We start from the raw sequence: 16,260 nt of genomic DNA on the forward strand, positions 1-16,260 counted from the left end.
CGTCTGACCGCAAGGCACGGCGTGCCAGCGAGCCTCTATGATAATCGTTCTCTCTCCCGCCAAATCCCTCGACTACGACACGCCCGCACACGTCCAGTCTTACACGAAGCCTGCATTCGTCGACGACGCGTCGGAGTTGATCGACGGCCTGCGCAAGCTGTCGCCGCAGGACATCGCGACGCTGATGGATATTTCCGATCCGCTCGCGCGCCTGAATTTCCAGCGCTACGCCGACTGGTCGCCGACCTTCACGCCGGCCAACGCGAAGCAGGCGGTCCTGGCGTTCAACGGCGACGTCTACGAGGGTTTCGACGCGAAATCGCTGTCGTCCGCCGATCTCGACTATGCGCAGCATCACGTGCGCGTGCTGTCGGGCCTGTACGGGCTGCTGCGTCCGCTCGACCTGCTGCAGCCGTACCGGCTCGAGATGGGCACGCGGTTCGCGAACGCGCGCGGCAAGGATCTGTATGCGTTCTGGGGCGATCGCATCACGCGGGCGCTGAACGAGCAACTCGAGACGCGCAGCGGCGCGGCGCGCGTGCTCGTCAACTGCGCGTCGACCGAATACTTCAAGTCGGTCAAGCCGAAGCTGCTGGCCGCACCGGTCATCACGCCGGTATTCGAGGACTGGAAGGGCGGCCGCTACAAGATCATCAGTTTTCATGCGAAACGCGCGCGCGGCCTGATGGCGCGGTTTGTCGTCGAAAACCGTATCGCCGACCCGAAGGCGCTGAAGGAATTCGCCACCGAAGGCTATGCGTTCGATGCGGCTGCGTCGAACGATTCGACTTACGTATATCGCCGGCGCATCGGCGAGTGACCCTGCCGGCCGTTCGCGAGACGGTCGGCGCATGCTTGAGGCCGGACGGGCGGTACACCGCCTGCTTCGGTCGACAGCCTCGCATGGGGCTGGCGTAAGCGCTGAAGCGTTAACGCCGGTCGACAGCTTTGCATGGGACTGGCGTAAGCGCTAAAGCGCTAACGCCAGTCGACACAGGAGAGAAAGATGGCACTTTCGATCACCAGTAATTTCGACGCAGGCGCAATCGACGTCGTGTCGTGCGACCGCCCCGACGCAATCCGGCTGCGCGTGCGCGGCGACAATCGTTCGGAATTCGCGCAATGGTTCTACTACCGCTTGACGGGCGCGCGCGGCGAGCGATGCGTGATGACGTTCGAGAACGCAGCCGAATGCGCGTATCCGTCGGGCTGGCGCAACTACCACGCGGTGGCGAGCTATGACCGCGTCGACTGGTTCCGCGTGCCGACGACGTTCGACGGCAAGACGATGACCATCGACCATACGCCGGAGTTCGACAGCATCTACTACGCGTATTTCGAACCGTACTCGGAAGAGCGTCACGCGGCGTTTCTCGGCGCGGTCCAGCAGTTGCCTCAGGCGAGCGTCGTCGAACTCGGCCGCACGGTCGAAGGCCGTCCGATGTCGCTGCTGACGCTCGGCACGCCCGAGCTCGACGGCGCGCCGAAGAAGAAGGTGTGGATCATCGCGCGCCAGCATCCGGGCGAGTCGATGGCCGAGTGGTTCGTCGAAGGGCTGGTCAAACGGCTGGCCGGATGGGGCGACTGGGCCGGCGATCCGGTTGCGCGCAAGCTCTACGATCGCGTGACGTTCTACATCGTGCCGAACATGAATCCGGACGGCAGCGTGCACGGTAACCTGCGCACCAATGCGGCCGGCGCGAACCTGAACCGCGAGTGGATGGCGCCCGATGCCGAGCGCAGCCCCGAAGTGCTGGCCGTGCGCGACGCGATCCACGCGATCGGCTGCGACATGTTCTTCGACATTCACGGCGACGAGGATCTGCCGTACGTGTTCGTCGCCGGCTCGGAGATGCTGCCGAGCTTTACCGAGCAGCAGGGCAAGGAGCAGGCCGCGTTCATCGAAGCGTTCAAGGTCGCGAGCCCGGACTTCCAGACCGAGCATGGCTACGCGGCGAGCAAGTACAAGGAAGATGCGCTGAAGCTCGCGTCGAAGTACATCGGCCACCAGTTCGGCTGCCTGTCGTTGACGCTCGAAATGCCGTTCAAGGACAACGCGAACCTTCCCGACGAGCGCGTCGGCTGGAACGGCGAGCGCAGCGCGGCGCTCGGCGCGGCGATGCTCGCCGCGATCCTCGTGCACGTCGACACGTTCGCGTAGGCGCTGCCGTCGTCGCATGAAAAAAGCCGGTGCATCGCGAGATGCGCCGGCTTTTTGCTGCTGTCGTTGCCGCTCCGTCGTATCAGGATTTCTTCGCGGTTTTCTTCTTCACGGCTTTCTTTTGGCCGGCTGATTTCTTCGTTGCGACGGCCTTCTTGCTGCCGGTGCGGCCCGATGCCTTCGCCTTGGCTTTGCCGCGGTGCGACTTGCCCTTGAACTTCTTCGTCGAGGACGACGAGCGCTCGACGCGCGGCTTCAGCGGCGGAACCGGGTCGTTCCAGCTGAACGCAAGCATTTGCTGGCCGACATAGCCGCAGCGAAACTTCAGCGGCGTCGGATCGCTGCCGTTGCTGTGGATGCCGAGCCCGTCGACGGTGACGATGTTGTCGACTTTCACGCGCTGCTTGCCCTGGTCGAACGAGTCGTTCCACGGCGTGATCGTCGCGTTGCCGCTGTCGAATGCGTTCGGCGCGAAGTCCACGCGGTCGAACGCCGTCGATGTGCTGGCGATGAAGCTGCCGTGCGCCGCACAATCCGCGGCGAGCGGATCGGCATGCATCTCGTTGACGAATTTGTTGATCAGTTCGGAGCGCTGGTCGAGCAGGTCGGCAAATACCGGAGCGGGAAGCGCAAGCGACAGGCCCGCGATACAGGCTGCCAGCTTGCCGAGCGCCCGGAAAATCCGGAGCGAGGCAGGTGAGCTGTCCATCTGGTTATTGGTGAGGAGCGAAGGAGACATCGGGCACGTATAGAGGCCCGATGAAGAACAGGAGTTCAATCTTAGCGTAAAAAAGTTGTGCGGCAGTAGGCGACGTACTCGGCGTGCGCCGCGGAAAGTGCCCCGGCACGCAGATGCGTCGAGCCGATCCGGAGAAAATTCAGGCGCGCGGGCCGCCGAGGCGGTAGCGCCGGACGTCGAAGGTCGTGACCCACGCAGGGCGATAGACGGCGATGAGTGCCGTTGCCATACCGGTGAACCATGCTTCGCCGAGCGCGAGCAGCGCGGTGTTCAGCAGATAGCCGGCCGGAATCACGACGGGCACGCCGTCCGCGAGCGCGAGCTGAACACCGGCCGCCGCGGCGGCGACCGCGACGATCGCGATGGCCGGCGACAGGAAGCCCTGTCCGGTGATGAACGACGCGAGGTTGTGCGGCAGCCAGGCAAGCGCGGCGCGTTGCAGCAACGCCGACACGCCGACAGGCAGCGCACCGTAGACCAGATAGGTCAGGCCGACGCCTTGCCACGGCGCGTCGAATATGACTGCGGCTATCGCCGTGACGGCGCCCATCGCGACCAGTGCGAGTGTCCAGTCGAACAGCGTGACGAGCAGCGTTGCGCCAAGCAGATGCATGACGATGCCATCTTCGAGCCATGCGTTCGAGGCCCACAGGACCGTGATCGCAGTGACGAGCGCGAGCCACACGTGCTGAAGCGTGGCGTCCTGCAGGCGTACGAACGGGCGATTCCACATCGCGAGCGCGAGCAGGGCCACGGCGGCGATCCAGCCACCGATGCCAACCCAGAGCGGAAGCGGTGTGAAAAGAAAACCCATGCGTCCATATTACTCGTTGAGCATCAAAGGTGGGAGCCTGCACATGCCCGACCGTCGCAATATCGAGACTGTTGGCCTAGCGTCCGCGCCGGAACCGTGCCGGCGGCTCGGCGGCGAGCGGCAGGTCCTGCGTGCCGGCGTTGGCGATAGGCAACGGGTACGGGCGGTCATGCCGTTGTGTCCGCAGCGGAGCCGGGCCGTGTTCGCCGATGGCCAGCTTGCGGGCGCGATTGCGGTTCGCCAGCAGTACCTCGAGATGGGGCGACAGCCAGCCGTTGTAGATCGCGACCGCGGCGGCGCGGTTAGCGGCGCCGAGCTGCTGGAAGATGCTCGCGAGGTGGATCTTCACGGTGCCTTCGCTGATGCCGAGCGTACGGGCGATCATCTTGTTCGTGCTGCCCATGTGGACGAACCGCATGATCTGTGCTTGGCGCGGCGACAGGAGGCCGCTCGGCGGGCGCCGTGGAAGCGAGCCGGCGAGCGTCTGGAAATGGGCGTCGTGACGCGCCATTGCCGTTGACGGCAGCAGGCTGAGGGCGATCGGCGGAATGTAGTGTCCGCCCAGCAGTACGATCTCGAGCGCACGCACGATCAGGTGCGGCCGCGTGGAATGCGGGATGACGCCCGCGACGCCGTAATTGAAGAAGCGCTGGATGGCTTCGGGCGAGATGTCGTCGACCAGAACGGCGACCGGTGTCGGCGAGCATGCGTTGCCGAGCGCCTGAAGCTCGCTGAGCCGGCCCACGTCCAGCCAGTCGATCGCGACGAGGTCGAAACGCTGGGTGCGCAGCAGCCGGCGTGCCTGGAAACCGTCAGGCGCATCGTTGATGCTGGCGTGCCGGTCGATCTGCCGCAACAGGGTCTTCAGTCCGTCACGCCGTTCGGCGTCTGAGTTAAGTACCAAGAACCGCATATTCAACCTCCATAAGGTGAGTCATTGATTTGCCGTTGGGTATAAGCTGGCCCCGATCATGACAAAGACCTTACACGATGTCTGCTTGGCTGAAAGGCTTAGGAAAAGTTCGAAATTTTGGGCGGCGGGGCAGCGGACAAGAAAAAAGCCGCTCCGGTGGTCACCGGAAGCGGCTCTGGGCGGGACAGGCTGTCGGGGCCTGCGGGGTGGATCAGTGAAAGTGCGGTTGGGCGGGCGACGCGTCTTCCGGCATTTCGGCATGGACGATTTCACCGAGCGGATCGGCGTAAAGCGGTACGCCGCAGTCGTCGCAGTATTCGGGTTCGAAACGGCCCGCGTGCCGCCGGACGTCGGTTACGCCGCATTCTTTCAGCAGGCTCACGATTTCCTCGAGCGGTCCTTCGATCGGCGCTTCGCCCTCGAGCGTCGCGCTGTCGATCGATACGTCGCCGTTTTCACGGCCGTAGAGCGGCCACACGACACCATAGATCACGTCGTTGCTGGCACGCCGCGTGAAGCCGACGCGATACTCGTCGATGCGACGTTCGCCGAAGCCGGCGACCACCGCGCGCAACTCTTGCGGCGCTGCACCAAGTGTGTCGAATAGATAACGAATGGCCGTTCGGACGGTGTGCGGACGCACGCGTTCGTCCGCATCGCGGCAGGCCGAGTAGTACGCGTCCGGAAGCAGGCATTCGAATTCGCAGCCAGGCAGCGCGATCGACAGGTTCGGGCCGCCCTGTGCGGCCCATTGTTCGAGGCACTGACCACGCTCGATACGGCTGCCGTTTTCTTCTTCCTGCCAGCGGAACAGCGGCGAGCCGGCAGGCGCGGCAACGACCGCCAGCAGGAAGCGCGGATCGGCCAGGATCGGCGAAGTTTCCGGCAGGTCGCCGAAGCTCAGCTTCGGGGTGTGCTGGCCGATCGCCGCATGTGCGAGCTGCTGGGCGAGCCGGTAGGTTTCCACATGGTGTCGCGGCAACTGGTCGATGCTGTAGAGGAACGGGGCGAGCCCGACGAGCGTGCCGTTCGCCAGCACGTGCGCCTGCAGGTGCGTTCGCAGTGCGTCGGCAACGTCGCCCTTGAGCGGACCGGACGGAATCATGTAGCGCGTCCAGGCGAGAACCGGGACGGCGACCAGCAGCGCATCGTACGGTTGGCCGTCGTGTTCGATCACCATCGACTCGCTGTGCGTCTCGGCCATGTCGGCGAGCGCGCCGTAGGCGTCGGGATGATTCTGTTGAAGATGGTCGAGCGCGGCATCGAGCGTCGTCTGATTGCCGTTGCGGACAATCTTGGCGAGCAGCGCATCGAGCTTCGCTTCCCAGAAGCGATCCTCGATGCGGCTGCCCGACGCGAAGAGCGCAAGTGACAGACCGACCAGTTTGTCGGCATCGGGGGGAAGGCGTTTGGCGATTCGCTGGCGCATATTAAAGACGTATATAGAAAGAGGCGAAGAACCTCACATTCTAGTCCGTTCTTTGCACCATAAGCGGTCTGGTGCCGACGCATGGCCGGACGGCCGAATTGCGTAAGAAAGTTGCTTCAAGCCCCTTGCGCGAATGCCGCGAGCTGCTTAGAATCACGCCTCTTTCGCGCTACCGGAAACGCGGTGCGGGAGAGAGGGAAGCGGTACTGTTGGGGTTCGGTGGTAACGAACCGCGGCGGCGCAGGAAGTTGGGCCCGCAGTCGCAACGAAGTCGTTCAGAAAGTTGTTGACGAGCTGCGAAACACGGTTCATAATCTCGCTTCTCTGCTGCTGAAAACGCAGCGCTGCCGGGAAACACGGAGTTCCTCGCAGAAACGCTCTTTAAAAATTAACAGCCGATAAGTGTGGGCGCTTGATGAAAGCGAGCTGATCCTCGGATCAGATAGCGAAAGTATCAAGAGTCTCACACTAAAGTAAGTCAGGTTTATGAAGTGATTCATATTCCTGTCAGCTTTGAGTGAGCGACCGGTTCTTAACGGAACCGAAAACAGTAACAGGTTTGAACTGAAGAGTTTGATCCTGGCTCAGATTGAACGCTGGCGGCATGCCTTACACATGCAAGTCGAACGGCAGCACGGGTGCTTGCACCTGGTGGCGAGTGGCGAACGGGTGAGTAATACATCGGAACATGTCCTGTAGTGGGGGATAGCCCGGCGAAAGCCGGATTAATACCGCATACGATCCATGGATGAAAGCGGGGGACCTTCGGGCCTCGCGCTATAGGGTTGGCCGATGGCTGATTAGCTAGTTGGTGGGGTAAAGGCCTACCAAGGCGACGATCAGTAGCTGGTCTGAGAGGACGACCAGCCACACTGGGACTGAGACACGGCCCAGACTCCTACGGGAGGCAGCAGTGGGGAATTTTGGACAATGGGCGAAAGCCTGATCCAGCAATGCCGCGTGTGTGAAGAAGGCCTTCGGGTTGTAAAGCACTTTTGTCCGGAAAGAAATCCCTGGCTCTAATACAGTCGGGGGATGACGGTACCGGAAGAATAAGCACCGGCTAACTACGTGCCAGCAGCCGCGGTAATACGTAGGGTGCAAGCGTTAATCGGAATTACTGGGCGTAAAGCGTGCGCAGGCGGTTTGCTAAGACCGATGTGAAATCCCCGGGCTCAACCTGGGAACTGCATTGGTGACTGGCAGGCTAGAGTATGGCAGAGGGGGGTAGAATTCCACGTGTAGCAGTGAAATGCGTAGAGATGTGGAGGAATACCGATGGCGAAGGCAGCCCCCTGGGCCAATACTGACGCTCATGCACGAAAGCGTGGGGAGCAAACAGGATTAGATACCCTGGTAGTCCACGCCCTAAACGATGTCAACTAGTTGTTGGGGATTCATTTCCTTAGTAACGTAGCTAACGCGTGAAGTTGACCGCCTGGGGAGTACGGTCGCAAGATTAAAACTCAAAGGAATTGACGGGGACCCGCACAAGCGGTGGATGATGTGGATTAATTCGATGCAACGCGAAAAACCTTACCTACCCTTGACATGGTCGGAATCCTGCTGAGAGGCGGGAGTGCTCGAAAGAGAACCGGCGCACAGGTGCTGCATGGCTGTCGTCAGCTCGTGTCGTGAGATGTTGGGTTAAGTCCCGCAACGAGCGCAACCCTTGTCCTTAGTTGCTACGCAAGAGCACTCTAAGGAGACTGCCGGTGACAAACCGGAGGAAGGTGGGGATGACGTCAAGTCCTCATGGCCCTTATGGGTAGGGCTTCACACGTCATACAATGGTCGGAACAGAGGGTTGCCAACCCGCGAGGGGGAGCTAATCCCAGAAAACCGATCGTAGTCCGGATTGCACTCTGCAACTCGAGTGCATGAAGCTGGAATCGCTAGTAATCGCGGATCAGCATGCCGCGGTGAATACGTTCCCGGGTCTTGTACACACCGCCCGTCACACCATGGGAGTGGGTTTTACCAGAAGTGGCTAGTCTAACCGCAAGGAGGACGGTCACCACGGTAGGATTCATGACTGGGGTGAAGTCGTAACAAGGTAGCCGTATCGGAAGGTGCGGCTGGATCACCTCCTTTCCAGAGCTTCTCGCGTAGTTGAGCGCTCACGCTTATCGGCTGTAAATTAAAGACAGACTCAGGGGTCTGTAGCTCAGTCGGTTAGAGCACCGTCTTGATAAGGCGGGGGTCGTTGGTTCGAATCCAACCAGACCCACCATTGTCTGGCGGTAGGTACCTGAGGGAATCTGTACTCATGGGGGCATAGCTCAGCTGGGAGAGCACCTGCTTTGCAAGCAGGGGGTCGTCGGTTCGATCCCGTCTGCCTCCACCAATCTTCAATGACAAGCGTTCGAACGAAGCGTGGTTCGAGTCTTTGTCATTGGCGATTGAGCCAGTCAGAGCGGTACGAAAGTATCGGCTGTCGTTCTTTAACAATCTGGAAGAAGTAAGTAATTTGGATAGCGGAAGCGTCTTTGAGATGGACGTGGAAGCTATCCGGGTTGTGATTGTATCGATGTATCTCAAGATGATTCGAACTTCATTGTTCGGCTCGATTTTGGAATACGGCACAACGCGAGAACTCAACCTGTAGCGGCTGTCGTCCCCCATGCGGGGATGGGGCCCTCGTAAGCGCTAAAGCGCTAACGATGGCCGACATGAGACAGACTCGTTATAGGGTCAAGCGAACAAGTGCATGTGGTGGATGCCTTGGCGATCACAGGCGATGAAGGACGCGGTAGCCTGCGAAAAGCTACGGGGAGCTGGCAAACGAGCTTTGATCCGTAGATGTCCGAATGGGGAAACCCACTCCTTATGGAGTATCCATGGCTGAATACATAGGCCATGTGAAGCGAACGCGGTGAACTGAAACATCTAAGTAACCGCAGGAAAAGAAATCAACCGAGATTCCCAAAGTAGTGGCGAGCGAAATGGGATGAGCCTTGCACTCTTTATTTGTATTGTTAGCCGAACGCTCTGGAAAGTGCGGCCATAGCAGGTGATAGCCCTGTAGGCGAAAACAGTATGAAAGAACTAGGTGTGCGACAAGTAGGGCGGGACACGTGAAATCCTGTCTGAAGATGGGGGGACCATCCTCCAAGGCTAAATACTCGTGATCGACCGATAGTGAACCAGTACCGTGAGGGAAAGGCGAAAAGAACCCCGGGAGGGGAGTGAAATAGATCCTGAAACCGCATGCATACAAACAGTCGGAGCCTCGCAAGGGGTGACGGCGTACCTTTTGTATAATGGGTCAGCGACTTACGTTCAGTAGCAAGCTTAACCGTATAGGGCAGGCGTAGCGAAAGCGAGTCCGAATAGGGCGTTCAGTTGCTGGGCGTAGACCCGAAACCAGGTGATCTATCCATGGCCAGGATGAAGGTGCGGTAACACGTACTGGAGGTCCGAACCCACTAACGTTGAAAAGTTAGGGGATGAGCTGTGGATAGGGGTGAAAGGCTAAACAAACCTGGAAATAGCTGGTTCTCTCCGAAAACTATTTAGGTAGTGCCTCGTGTCTCACCTTCGGGGGTAGAGCACTGTCATGGTTGGGGGGTCTATTGCAGATTACCCCGCCATAGCAAACTCCGAATACCGAAGAGTGCAATCACGGGAGACAGACATCGGGTGCTAACGTCCGGTGTCAAGAGGGAAACAACCCAGACCGCCAGCTAAGGTCCCCAAATATAGCTAAGTGGGAAACGAAGTGGGAAGGCTAAAACAGTCAGGAGGTTGGCTTAGAAGCAGCCACCCTTTAAAGAAAGCGTAATAGCTCACTGATCGAGTCGTCCTGCGCGGAAGATGTAACGGGGCTAAGCTATATACCGAAGCTGCGGATGCGAGCTTGCTCGCATGGTAGGAGAGCGTTCCGTAAGCCTGCGAAGGTGCCTTGTAAAGGGTGCTGGAGGTATCGGAAGTGCGAATGCTGACATGAGTAGCGATAAAGGGGGTGAAAGGCCCCCTCGCCGTAAGCCCAAGGTTTCCTACGCAACGTTCATCGGCGTAGGGTGAGTCGGCCCCTAAGGCGAGGCAGAAATGCGTAGCTGATGGGAAGCAGGTCAATATTCCTGCACCATTGTTAGATGCGATGGGGGGACGGATCGCGGAAGGTTGTCCGGGTGTTGGACGTCCCGGTCGCTGCATTGGAGAAGGCGCTTAGGCAAATCCGGGCGCGGGATTCAAGGGTGTGGCGCGAGCTCCTTCGGGAGCGAAGCAATTGGAAGTGGTTCCAAGAAAAGCCTCTAAGCTTCAGTCTAACGATGACCGTACCGCAAACCGACACAGGTGGGCGAGATGAGTATTCTAAGGCGCTTGAGAGAACTCGGGAGAAGGAACTCGGCAAATTGGTACCGTAACTTCGGGATAAGGTACGCCCTTGTAGCTTGACTGGCCTGCGCCAGGAGGGTGAAGGGGTTGCAATAAACTGGTGGCTGCGACTGTTTAATAAAAACACAGCACTCTGCAAACACGAAAGTGGACGTATAGGGTGTGACGCCTGCCCGGTGCCGGAAGATTAAATGATGGGGTGCAAGCTCTTGATTGAAGTCCCGGTAAACGGCGGCCGTAACTATAACGGTCCTAAGGTAGCGAAATTCCTTGTCGGGTAAGTTCCGACCTGCACGAATGGCGTAACGATGGCCACACTGTCTCCTCCCGAGACTCAGCGAAGTTGAAGTGTTTGTGATGATGCAATCTACCCGCGGCTAGACGGAAAGACCCCATGAACCTTTACTGTAGCTTTGCATTGGACTTTGAACCGATCTGTGTAGGATAGGTGGGAGGCTATGAAGCCGGAACGCTAGTTTCGGTGGAGCCGTCCTTGAAATACCACCCTGGTTTGTTTGAGGTTCTAACCTTGGCCCGTGATCCGGGTCGGGGACAGTGCATGGTAGGCAGTTTGACTGGGGCGGTCTCCTCCCAAAGCGTAACGGAGGAGTACGAAGGTACGCTAGGTACGGTCGGAAATCGTGCTGATAGTGCAATGGCATAAGCGTGCTTAACTGCGAGACCGACAAGTCGAGCAGGTGCGAAAGCAGGTCATAGTGATCCGGTGGTTCTGTATGGAAGGGCCATCGCTCAACGGATAAAAGGTACTCTGGGGATAACAGGCTGATACCGCCCAAGAGTTCATATCGACGGCGGTGTTTGGCACCTCGATGTCGGCTCATCTCATCCTGGGGCTGTAGCCGGTCCCAAGGGTATGGCTGTTCGCCATTTAAAGAGGTACGTGAGCTGGGTTTAAAACGTCGTGAGACAGTTTGGTCCCTATCTGCCGTGGGCGTTGGATATTTGAAGGGGGCTGCTCCTAGTACGAGAGGACCGGAGTGGACGAACCTCTGGTGTACCGGTTGTCACGCCAGTGGCATCGCCGGGTAGCTATGTTCGGAAGAGATAACCGCTGAAAGCATCTAAGCGGGAAACTCGCCTTAAGATGAGATATCCCTGGAGGCTTGACCTCCTTGAAGGGTCGTTCGAGACCAGGACGTTGATAGGTCGGGTGTGTAAGCGCAGTAATGCGTTCAGCTAACCGATACTAATTGCCCGTAAGGCTTGATCCTATAACAAGTCTGCCTTGTGTCGATGATCGTTAGTGCTTCAGCACTTACGAGCATCCCACGCAGAGCGTCGAGCAGCGAAGCTGATCGATGCGGCGCGCCGGTTGAAGTGCCGGTGACCTGCGTAGCAAGACGAGACATGTTGGATTCTCGTGTGTGATACACACAACCTAATTACTGCTTCTTCCAAGATTGGTTCTGTTGGCCACGCCAGCAGAACAACCCCCTTTGCCTGATGACCATAGCGAGTCGGTCCCACCCCTTCCCATCCCGAACAGGACCGTGAAACGACTCCACGCCGATGATAGTGCGGATTCCCGTGTGAAAGTAGGTAATCGTCAGGCTCCCTAAGCCAAGAACCCCCGCCCGAAAGGCGGGGGTTTTTGCATTTCGGCATCCCGAAAGGCATGCTTCGGGCCGCACCCGTTCCATCTGCGCTCCTGCGCTCCTGCGCTCCTGCGCTCCTGCGCTCCTGCGCTCCTGCGGACCTGTCCGGTTTCAGTCCGGACTGCAGTTAGAGTCCGAGGTTAAAAACTGCTGCTTTTCGTCGTGCGCCCGGGCGAACTGCGCCGGCGTGAGATAGCCGAGCGAGCTATGAGCCAGCTCGGTGCTGTACTCGATACACAATTCCTCAATCAGCCGCTTGGCGTGGCGCATTGAGGCGAACCGGTGTTCGCTCAGGCATTCATTTCGGAACCGCCTGTTGAAGCTCTCGATGTCGGCATTCTCCACCGGCTTGCCAGGTCGAATGAACGACGGCGTAACGCCCGCTTCGTAGGCCCATGCACCCAGAACCTTATCAGCGGACTCCGGTCCGTTGTCGACCGTGATGGGTGTGGGCACGCGTCGCATCTCCTTGGGCCGCTCGAGCACTTGCTGCGCTCGTAAGCCCGGGAGCAAAGTATCAACTTCGATGGCCAGGCACTCGCGCGTATAGTCGTCAACCACGTTCTGGCATCGAAACCGGGGCCATAGACCAGCCTGCCGGAAACGCGGTCCATCGACCAACTCTGATCCGGGCCTGTTGGTAACGGCAGCGGCGTGCGCTCGACGGCCGCAATACGCTTGCGTCGCCGCTTGCGCACGCCCAGTCCCGCCTTGCTGTACGGGCGCCGGATGGCTTGTGGCTGGCGAAGCACGCGTGCACGTTTATTCGCCTGAATCGCCGGACGTTGCGGCGGCCGGCCCCGCCACACCGACCAGCAAGTGCGGCAACGACAATGCGAACTGGCGCAGCAGCGGCCACGGTTTGGCTCGCCTCGCCCGCACGTCTTGCTGCGCCGAGAGGGTCTATCGCTTCGCCTGAAACGGCGAAAGAAGCGTCCGAGTCATTGGCGCGGTCATGCCGACACCCAATGGCATCGACAAAAGCCGGGCGGTGGACTTCGTTGCTGACGCGCTGGTGCGTGGTCGACGTATTCGAATGTTGGCCATTATCGATACGTGGAACCGGCGGTTTCCGCACATCGAGGTCGACTTCTCGCTGGTGGATGTTCACGTGGCGCGTCTGCTCGAGCAATTGCGACAACGAGGACGGCGCCCCAATCTGGTTCTGGTGGATGGCCGCGCACGAGCGGTTGCGATTTCGCGTAATACCGACGATTCGCAGCGGTCAGCATGACCAGATGCTGACGTTGGCCTGCTGCCTCCTAGAGGAGGCGAAAAGCTCTGTCCCACAGGCCGCCCCTGACGAGGAAGCCAGAGCGGCCCAAGGTCGCCTGTAAGTCCCTATTTTCCGCTGAACGCCCCTCCGGGCCTCCGCGAACAGCGGGCGACCGCGCCGGGTACCCCGCCCGGCACGAAATTTGCCGAAATTTTGTGCTTACCCGCTTGGCATTGTGCGAAAGAGGCCGTATGATGGCGGTCTTTCGTTTTTAGCGCAGATGCAGATCGGCGCTGAAGGCGGAGTCTGACGAAGATGTGGTGCCGGTCGGCAACATCTCGCGCTTGCCTTAGCCGGGCAAGGGCGGCGATCGGCGGGAAGCAGAGGTCGGGAAGAACGTGAAAATAATCTTCCGGATATGCTTGACAGGAGTGCGATGCACCCCCATAATCGTCAGTTCTCTACGGAGGGGTGCCCGAGTGGCTAAAGGGGGCAGACTGTAAATCTGTTGGCTTACGCCTACGTTGGTTCGAATCCAACCTCCTCCACCAAGATATCAGCGCAGTGAGCGGCAAGGAATCGTTAGTGGCCCGTGCGGGTGTAGCTCAATGGTAGAGCAGAAGCCTTCCAAGCTTACGACGAGGGTTCGATTCCCTTCACCCGCTCCAGACCGCTAAGTTGAAGCGTAGCGCCCATGTGGCTCAGTGGTAGAGCACTCCCTTGGTAAGGGAGAGGTCGGCAGTTCGATCCTGCCCATGGGCACCAGCAGTAAAAAGTCAGTGTCTTGTTTGCGCGCGGCGCAACCTGTGAAATTCCTTTTGGGAGTTGAAAATGGCCAAGGAAAAGTTTGAGCGGACCAAGCCGCACGTGAACGTTGGTACGATTGGTCACGTTGACCATGGCAAGACGACGCTGACGGCAGCGATCACGACGGTTCTGACGAAGAAGTTCGGCGGCGAAGCGAAGGCGTACGACCAGATCGACGCGGCACCGGAAGAAAAGGCGCGCGGCATCACGATCAACACGGCACACGTCGAGTACGAAACGGCTAACCGCCACTACGCACACGTCGACTGCCCGGGCCACGCTGACTACGTGAAGAACATGATCACGGGCGCGGCGCAGATGGACGGCGCGATCCTGGTTTGCTCGGCAGCAGACGGCCCGATGCCGCAAACGCGTGAGCACATCCTGCTGGCGCGTCAGGTTGGCGTTCCGTACATCATCGTGTTCCTGAACAAGTGCGACATGGTGGACGACGCGGAACTGCTCGAGCTGGTCGAAATGGAAGTTCGCGAACTGCTGTCGAAGTACGACTTCCCGGGCGACGACACGCCGATCGTGAAGGGTTCGGCGAAGCTGGCGCTGGAAGGCGACACGGGCGAGCTGGGCGAAGTGGCGATCATGAACCTGGCAGACGCACTGGACACGTACATCCCGACGCCGGAGCGTGCGGTTGACGGCGCGTTCCTGATGCCGGTGGAAGACGTGTTCTCGATCTCGGGCCGTGGTACGGTGGTGACGGGTCGTGTCGAGCGCGGCATCATCAAGGTCGGAGAGGAAATCGAAATCGTCGGTATCAAGCCGACGGTGAAGACGACCTGCACGGGCGTGGAAATGTTCCGCAAGCTGCTGGACCAAGGTCAGGCAGGCGACAACGTGGGTATCCTGCTGCGCGGCACGAAGCGTGAAGACGTGGAGCGTGGCCAGGTTCTGGCGAAGCCGGGTTCGATCACGCCGCACACGCACTTCACGGCTGAAGTGTACGTGCTGAGCAAGGACGAAGGCGGCCGTCACACGCCGTTCTTCAACAACTACCGTCCGCAGTTCTACTTCCGTACGACGGACGTGACGGGCTCGATCGAGCTGCCGAAGGACAAGGAAATGGTGATGCCGGGCGACAACGTGTCGATCACGGTGAAGCTGATCGCTCCGATCGCGATGGAAGAAGGTCTGCGCTTCGCGATCCGCGAAGGCGGCCGTACCGTCGGCGCCGGCGTCGTCGCCAAGATCATCGAGTAAGCCAGTTATTCGTTGATCGACAGTTTTGGGGCTGGCAGCAGCCGGCCCCAACATGGTTTAGGGGTATAGCTCAACTGGCAGAGCGTCGGTCTCCAAAACCGAAGGTTGGGGGTTCGATTCCCTCTGCCCCTGCCAAAAATCGCCACGTGTCCCACGTGGCATTTGTTTTAAGGTGTTATGGCGAATCCATCCGTCGAAACTGTAAATACCTCCGGCGATAAGCTGATGCTGGCCTGGGCGTATTGCTGGTGTTGGCCGGATTCGTGGGCTTCTTCTGGCTGGCCAATCAGCAGTGGTATGTCCGCGGTGCCGCGTTGGCGGTAGGTATCATCGCCGGCGTGGCCGTCGGGCTGATGTCCGCCCCTGGCAAGAGCCTCATCGCGTTTGCCAAGGATTCGTACAAGGAAGTCCGGAAGGTCGTATGGCCCACCCGCAAGGAAGCAACGCAAACCACACTCGTCGTGTTCGGTTTCGTGCTCGTGATGGCGATTTTCCTCTGGTTGAGCGACAAATCGATCGAATGGGTGATTTTCTCGGCGATTCTGGGTTGGAAATGATATGAGCGATACTCCGGCATCCCCGAGCGGAAAGCGTTGGTACGTCGTGCACGCCTACTCCGGTATGGAGAAGAGCGTGCAACGCGCGCTTCAAGAGCGCATCGAACGTGCTGGCATGCAGGACAAAATTCGGTCAGATCCTGGTTCCGACCGAAGAAGTGGTCGAAGTCAAAGGCGGCCACAAGGCTGTGACCGAACGTCGTTTCTTCCCTGGCTACGTGCTGGTGGAAATGGAAATGACGGACGAAACGTGGCACCTCGTGAAGAACACCGCGAAGGTCACTGGTTTCGTCGGCGGTGCCGCGTAACCGCCCGACCCCGATTTCCCCGAAGGAAGTCGAGAAGATCATGTCGCAGATGCAGGAAAGGCGTCGAAAAGCCGCGCGAAGACCCTGTTCGAAGTCGGCGAGATGGTGGCGTGTCAAGGAAGGCCCGTTCACGGACTTCAACGG

The 16,260-nt window shown here is 59.5% G+C and carries 11 protein-coding genes, 6 tRNA genes, 3 rRNA genes and 1 pseudogene; 16 read left to right on the plus strand and 5 right to left on the minus strand.

Translation table 11 applies throughout. The annotated features are described in order from the left end of the window. The first annotated feature begins 37 nt into the window (after positions 1 to 37). Entirely contained in the window at positions 38 to 820 is a 783-nt protein-coding gene (gene yaaA, locus WS64_RS16200) for a peroxide stress protein YaaA (protein WP_059646637.1), read from the plus strand. A gap of 186 nt (positions 821 to 1,006) precedes the next feature. Next, complete coding sequence (locus tag WS64_RS16205) at positions 1,007 to 2,161, plus strand: M14 family metallopeptidase (protein WP_060966859.1); 1,155 nt, start codon at positions 1,007 to 1,009, stop codon at positions 2,159 to 2,161. Positions 2,162 to 2,243: 82 nt separating this feature from the next. On the opposite strand, the gene WS64_RS16210 is transcribed toward WS64_RS16205, so the two are convergent. From WS64_RS16210 to WS64_RS16225, 4 genes are all read right to left on the minus strand, one after another. Beyond that, entirely contained in the window at positions 2,244 to 2,900 is a 657-nt protein-coding gene (locus WS64_RS16210; protein WP_059646642.1) for a BspC domain-containing protein, read from the minus strand. Between the two features lie 139 nt (positions 2,901 to 3,039). Next, complete coding sequence (locus WS64_RS16215; protein ID WP_059646644.1) at positions 3,040 to 3,714, minus strand: energy-coupling factor ABC transporter permease; 675 nt, start codon at positions 3,712 to 3,714, stop codon at positions 3,040 to 3,042. 76 nt (positions 3,715 to 3,790) lie between these two features. Next, entirely contained in the window at positions 3,791 to 4,627 is an 837-nt protein-coding gene (locus tag WS64_RS16220; protein WP_059583567.1) for a response regulator transcription factor, read from the minus strand. 211 nt (positions 4,628 to 4,838) lie between these two features. Further along, positions 4,839 to 6,056, minus strand: a complete 1,218-nt coding sequence (locus WS64_RS16225) for a DUF2863 family protein (RefSeq protein ID WP_059646647.1) — start codon at positions 6,054 to 6,056, stop codon at positions 4,839 to 4,841. Between the two features lie 561 nt (positions 6,057 to 6,617). Between WS64_RS16225 and WS64_RS16235 the strand changes: the two genes are divergently transcribed. From WS64_RS16235 to rrf, 5 genes are all read left to right on the plus strand, one after another. After that, positions 6,618 to 8,150: ribosomal RNA gene (locus WS64_RS16235) — 16S ribosomal RNA — on the plus strand. Between the two features lie 62 nt (positions 8,151 to 8,212). Beyond that, a tRNA-Ile gene (locus WS64_RS16240) sits at positions 8,213 to 8,289 on the plus strand. Positions 8,290 to 8,327: 38 nt separating this feature from the next. Then, a tRNA-Ala gene (locus WS64_RS16245) sits at positions 8,328 to 8,403 on the plus strand. 345 nt (positions 8,404 to 8,748) lie between these two features. After that, positions 8,749 to 11,629, plus strand: a 23S ribosomal RNA gene (locus WS64_RS16250). A gap of 228 nt (positions 11,630 to 11,857) precedes the next feature. Then, positions 11,858 to 11,970 (plus strand): 5S ribosomal RNA (gene rrf, locus WS64_RS16255). Together the 16S, 23S and 5S rRNA genes with 2 tRNA genes alongside form the textbook arrangement of a ribosomal RNA operon. A gap of 154 nt (positions 11,971 to 12,124) precedes the next feature. On the opposite strand, the gene WS64_RS16260 is transcribed toward rrf, so the two are convergent. Beyond that, a complete protein-coding gene (locus WS64_RS16260; RefSeq protein WP_167351622.1) occupies positions 12,125 to 12,574 on the minus strand; it encodes an integrase core domain-containing protein in 450 nt (149 codons plus the stop codon). Between the two features lie 394 nt (positions 12,575 to 12,968). Here WS64_RS16260 and WS64_RS34325 point away from each other — a divergent pair, with 394 nt between their 5' ends. The 9 genes and pseudogenes from WS64_RS34325 to WS64_RS35650 all read left to right on the plus strand — a co-directional run bounded on the left by WS64_RS34325 (position 12,969) and on the right by WS64_RS35650 (position 16,116). Next, the gene (locus WS64_RS34325; RefSeq protein ID WP_155720378.1) at positions 12,969 to 13,247 is read left to right on the plus strand and encodes a hypothetical protein; all 279 of its coding nucleotides are present in this window, start codon (positions 12,969 to 12,971) and stop codon (positions 13,245 to 13,247) included. 447 nt (positions 13,248 to 13,694) lie between these two features. Next, a tRNA-Tyr gene (locus tag WS64_RS16270) sits at positions 13,695 to 13,780 on the plus strand. 43 nt (positions 13,781 to 13,823) lie between these two features. Beyond that, a tRNA-Gly gene (locus WS64_RS16275) sits at positions 13,824 to 13,897 on the plus strand. 22 nt (positions 13,898 to 13,919) lie between these two features. Continuing rightward, positions 13,920 to 13,994 (plus strand) — tRNA-Thr (locus WS64_RS16280). 66 nt (positions 13,995 to 14,060) lie between these two features. Further along, complete coding sequence (tuf, locus tag WS64_RS16285; protein ID WP_034209732.1) at positions 14,061 to 15,251, plus strand: elongation factor Tu; 1,191 nt, start codon at positions 14,061 to 14,063, stop codon at positions 15,249 to 15,251. A 59-nt stretch (positions 15,252 to 15,310) separates the two neighbouring features. After that, a tRNA-Trp gene (locus WS64_RS16290) sits at positions 15,311 to 15,386 on the plus strand. 98 nt (positions 15,387 to 15,484) lie between these two features. Continuing rightward, positions 15,485 to 15,808: a preprotein translocase subunit SecE gene (gene secE / locus WS64_RS16295; protein ID WP_081103834.1), complete on the plus strand. Its 324-nt coding sequence runs from the start codon at positions 15,485 to 15,487 to the stop codon at positions 15,806 to 15,808. 1 nt (position 15,809) lies between these two features. Next, a pseudogene (locus WS64_RS35645) lies at positions 15,810 to 15,878 on the plus strand (transcription termination/antitermination protein NusG); the annotation flags it as partial. 37 nt (positions 15,879 to 15,915) lie between these two features. Next, entirely contained in the window at positions 15,916 to 16,116 is a 201-nt protein-coding gene (locus WS64_RS35650) for a transcription termination/antitermination NusG family protein (protein WP_432206242.1), read from the plus strand. The last annotated feature ends 144 nt before the right edge of the window (positions 16,117 to 16,260 follow it).

It is taken from the genome of Burkholderia anthina, from assembly GCF_001547525.1.
GTDB lineage: Bacteria > Pseudomonadota > Gammaproteobacteria > Burkholderiales > Burkholderiaceae > Burkholderia > Burkholderia semiarida.

Excerpts from the sequence above, each read along its gene's own strand:
- WS64_RS16220 (WP_059583567.1), bottom strand. The coding sequence starts at position 4,627 with ATGCGGTTCTTGGTACTTAACTCAGACGCCGAACGGCGTGACGGACTG.
- WS64_RS16205 (WP_060966859.1), top strand. The coding sequence starts at position 1,007 with ATGGCACTTTCGATCACCAGTAATTTCGACGCAGGCGCAATCGACGTC.
- WS64_RS34325 (WP_155720378.1), top strand. The coding sequence starts at position 12,969 with ATGCCGACACCCAATGGCATCGACAAAAGCCGGGCGGTGGACTTCGTT.
- yaaA (WP_059646637.1), top strand. The coding sequence starts at position 38 with ATGATAATCGTTCTCTCTCCCGCCAAATCCCTCGACTACGACACGCCC.
- WS64_RS16210 (WP_059646642.1), bottom strand. The coding sequence starts at position 2,900 with ATGTCTCCTTCGCTCCTCACCAATAACCAGATGGACAGCTCACCTGCC.
- tuf (WP_034209732.1), top strand. The coding sequence starts at position 14,061 with ATGGCCAAGGAAAAGTTTGAGCGGACCAAGCCGCACGTGAACGTTGGT.
- WS64_RS16225 (WP_059646647.1), bottom strand. The coding sequence starts at position 6,056 with ATGCGCCAGCGAATCGCCAAACGCCTTCCCCCCGATGCCGACAAACTG.
- WS64_RS16215 (WP_059646644.1), bottom strand. The coding sequence starts at position 3,714 with ATGGGTTTTCTTTTCACACCGCTTCCGCTCTGGGTTGGCATCGGTGGC.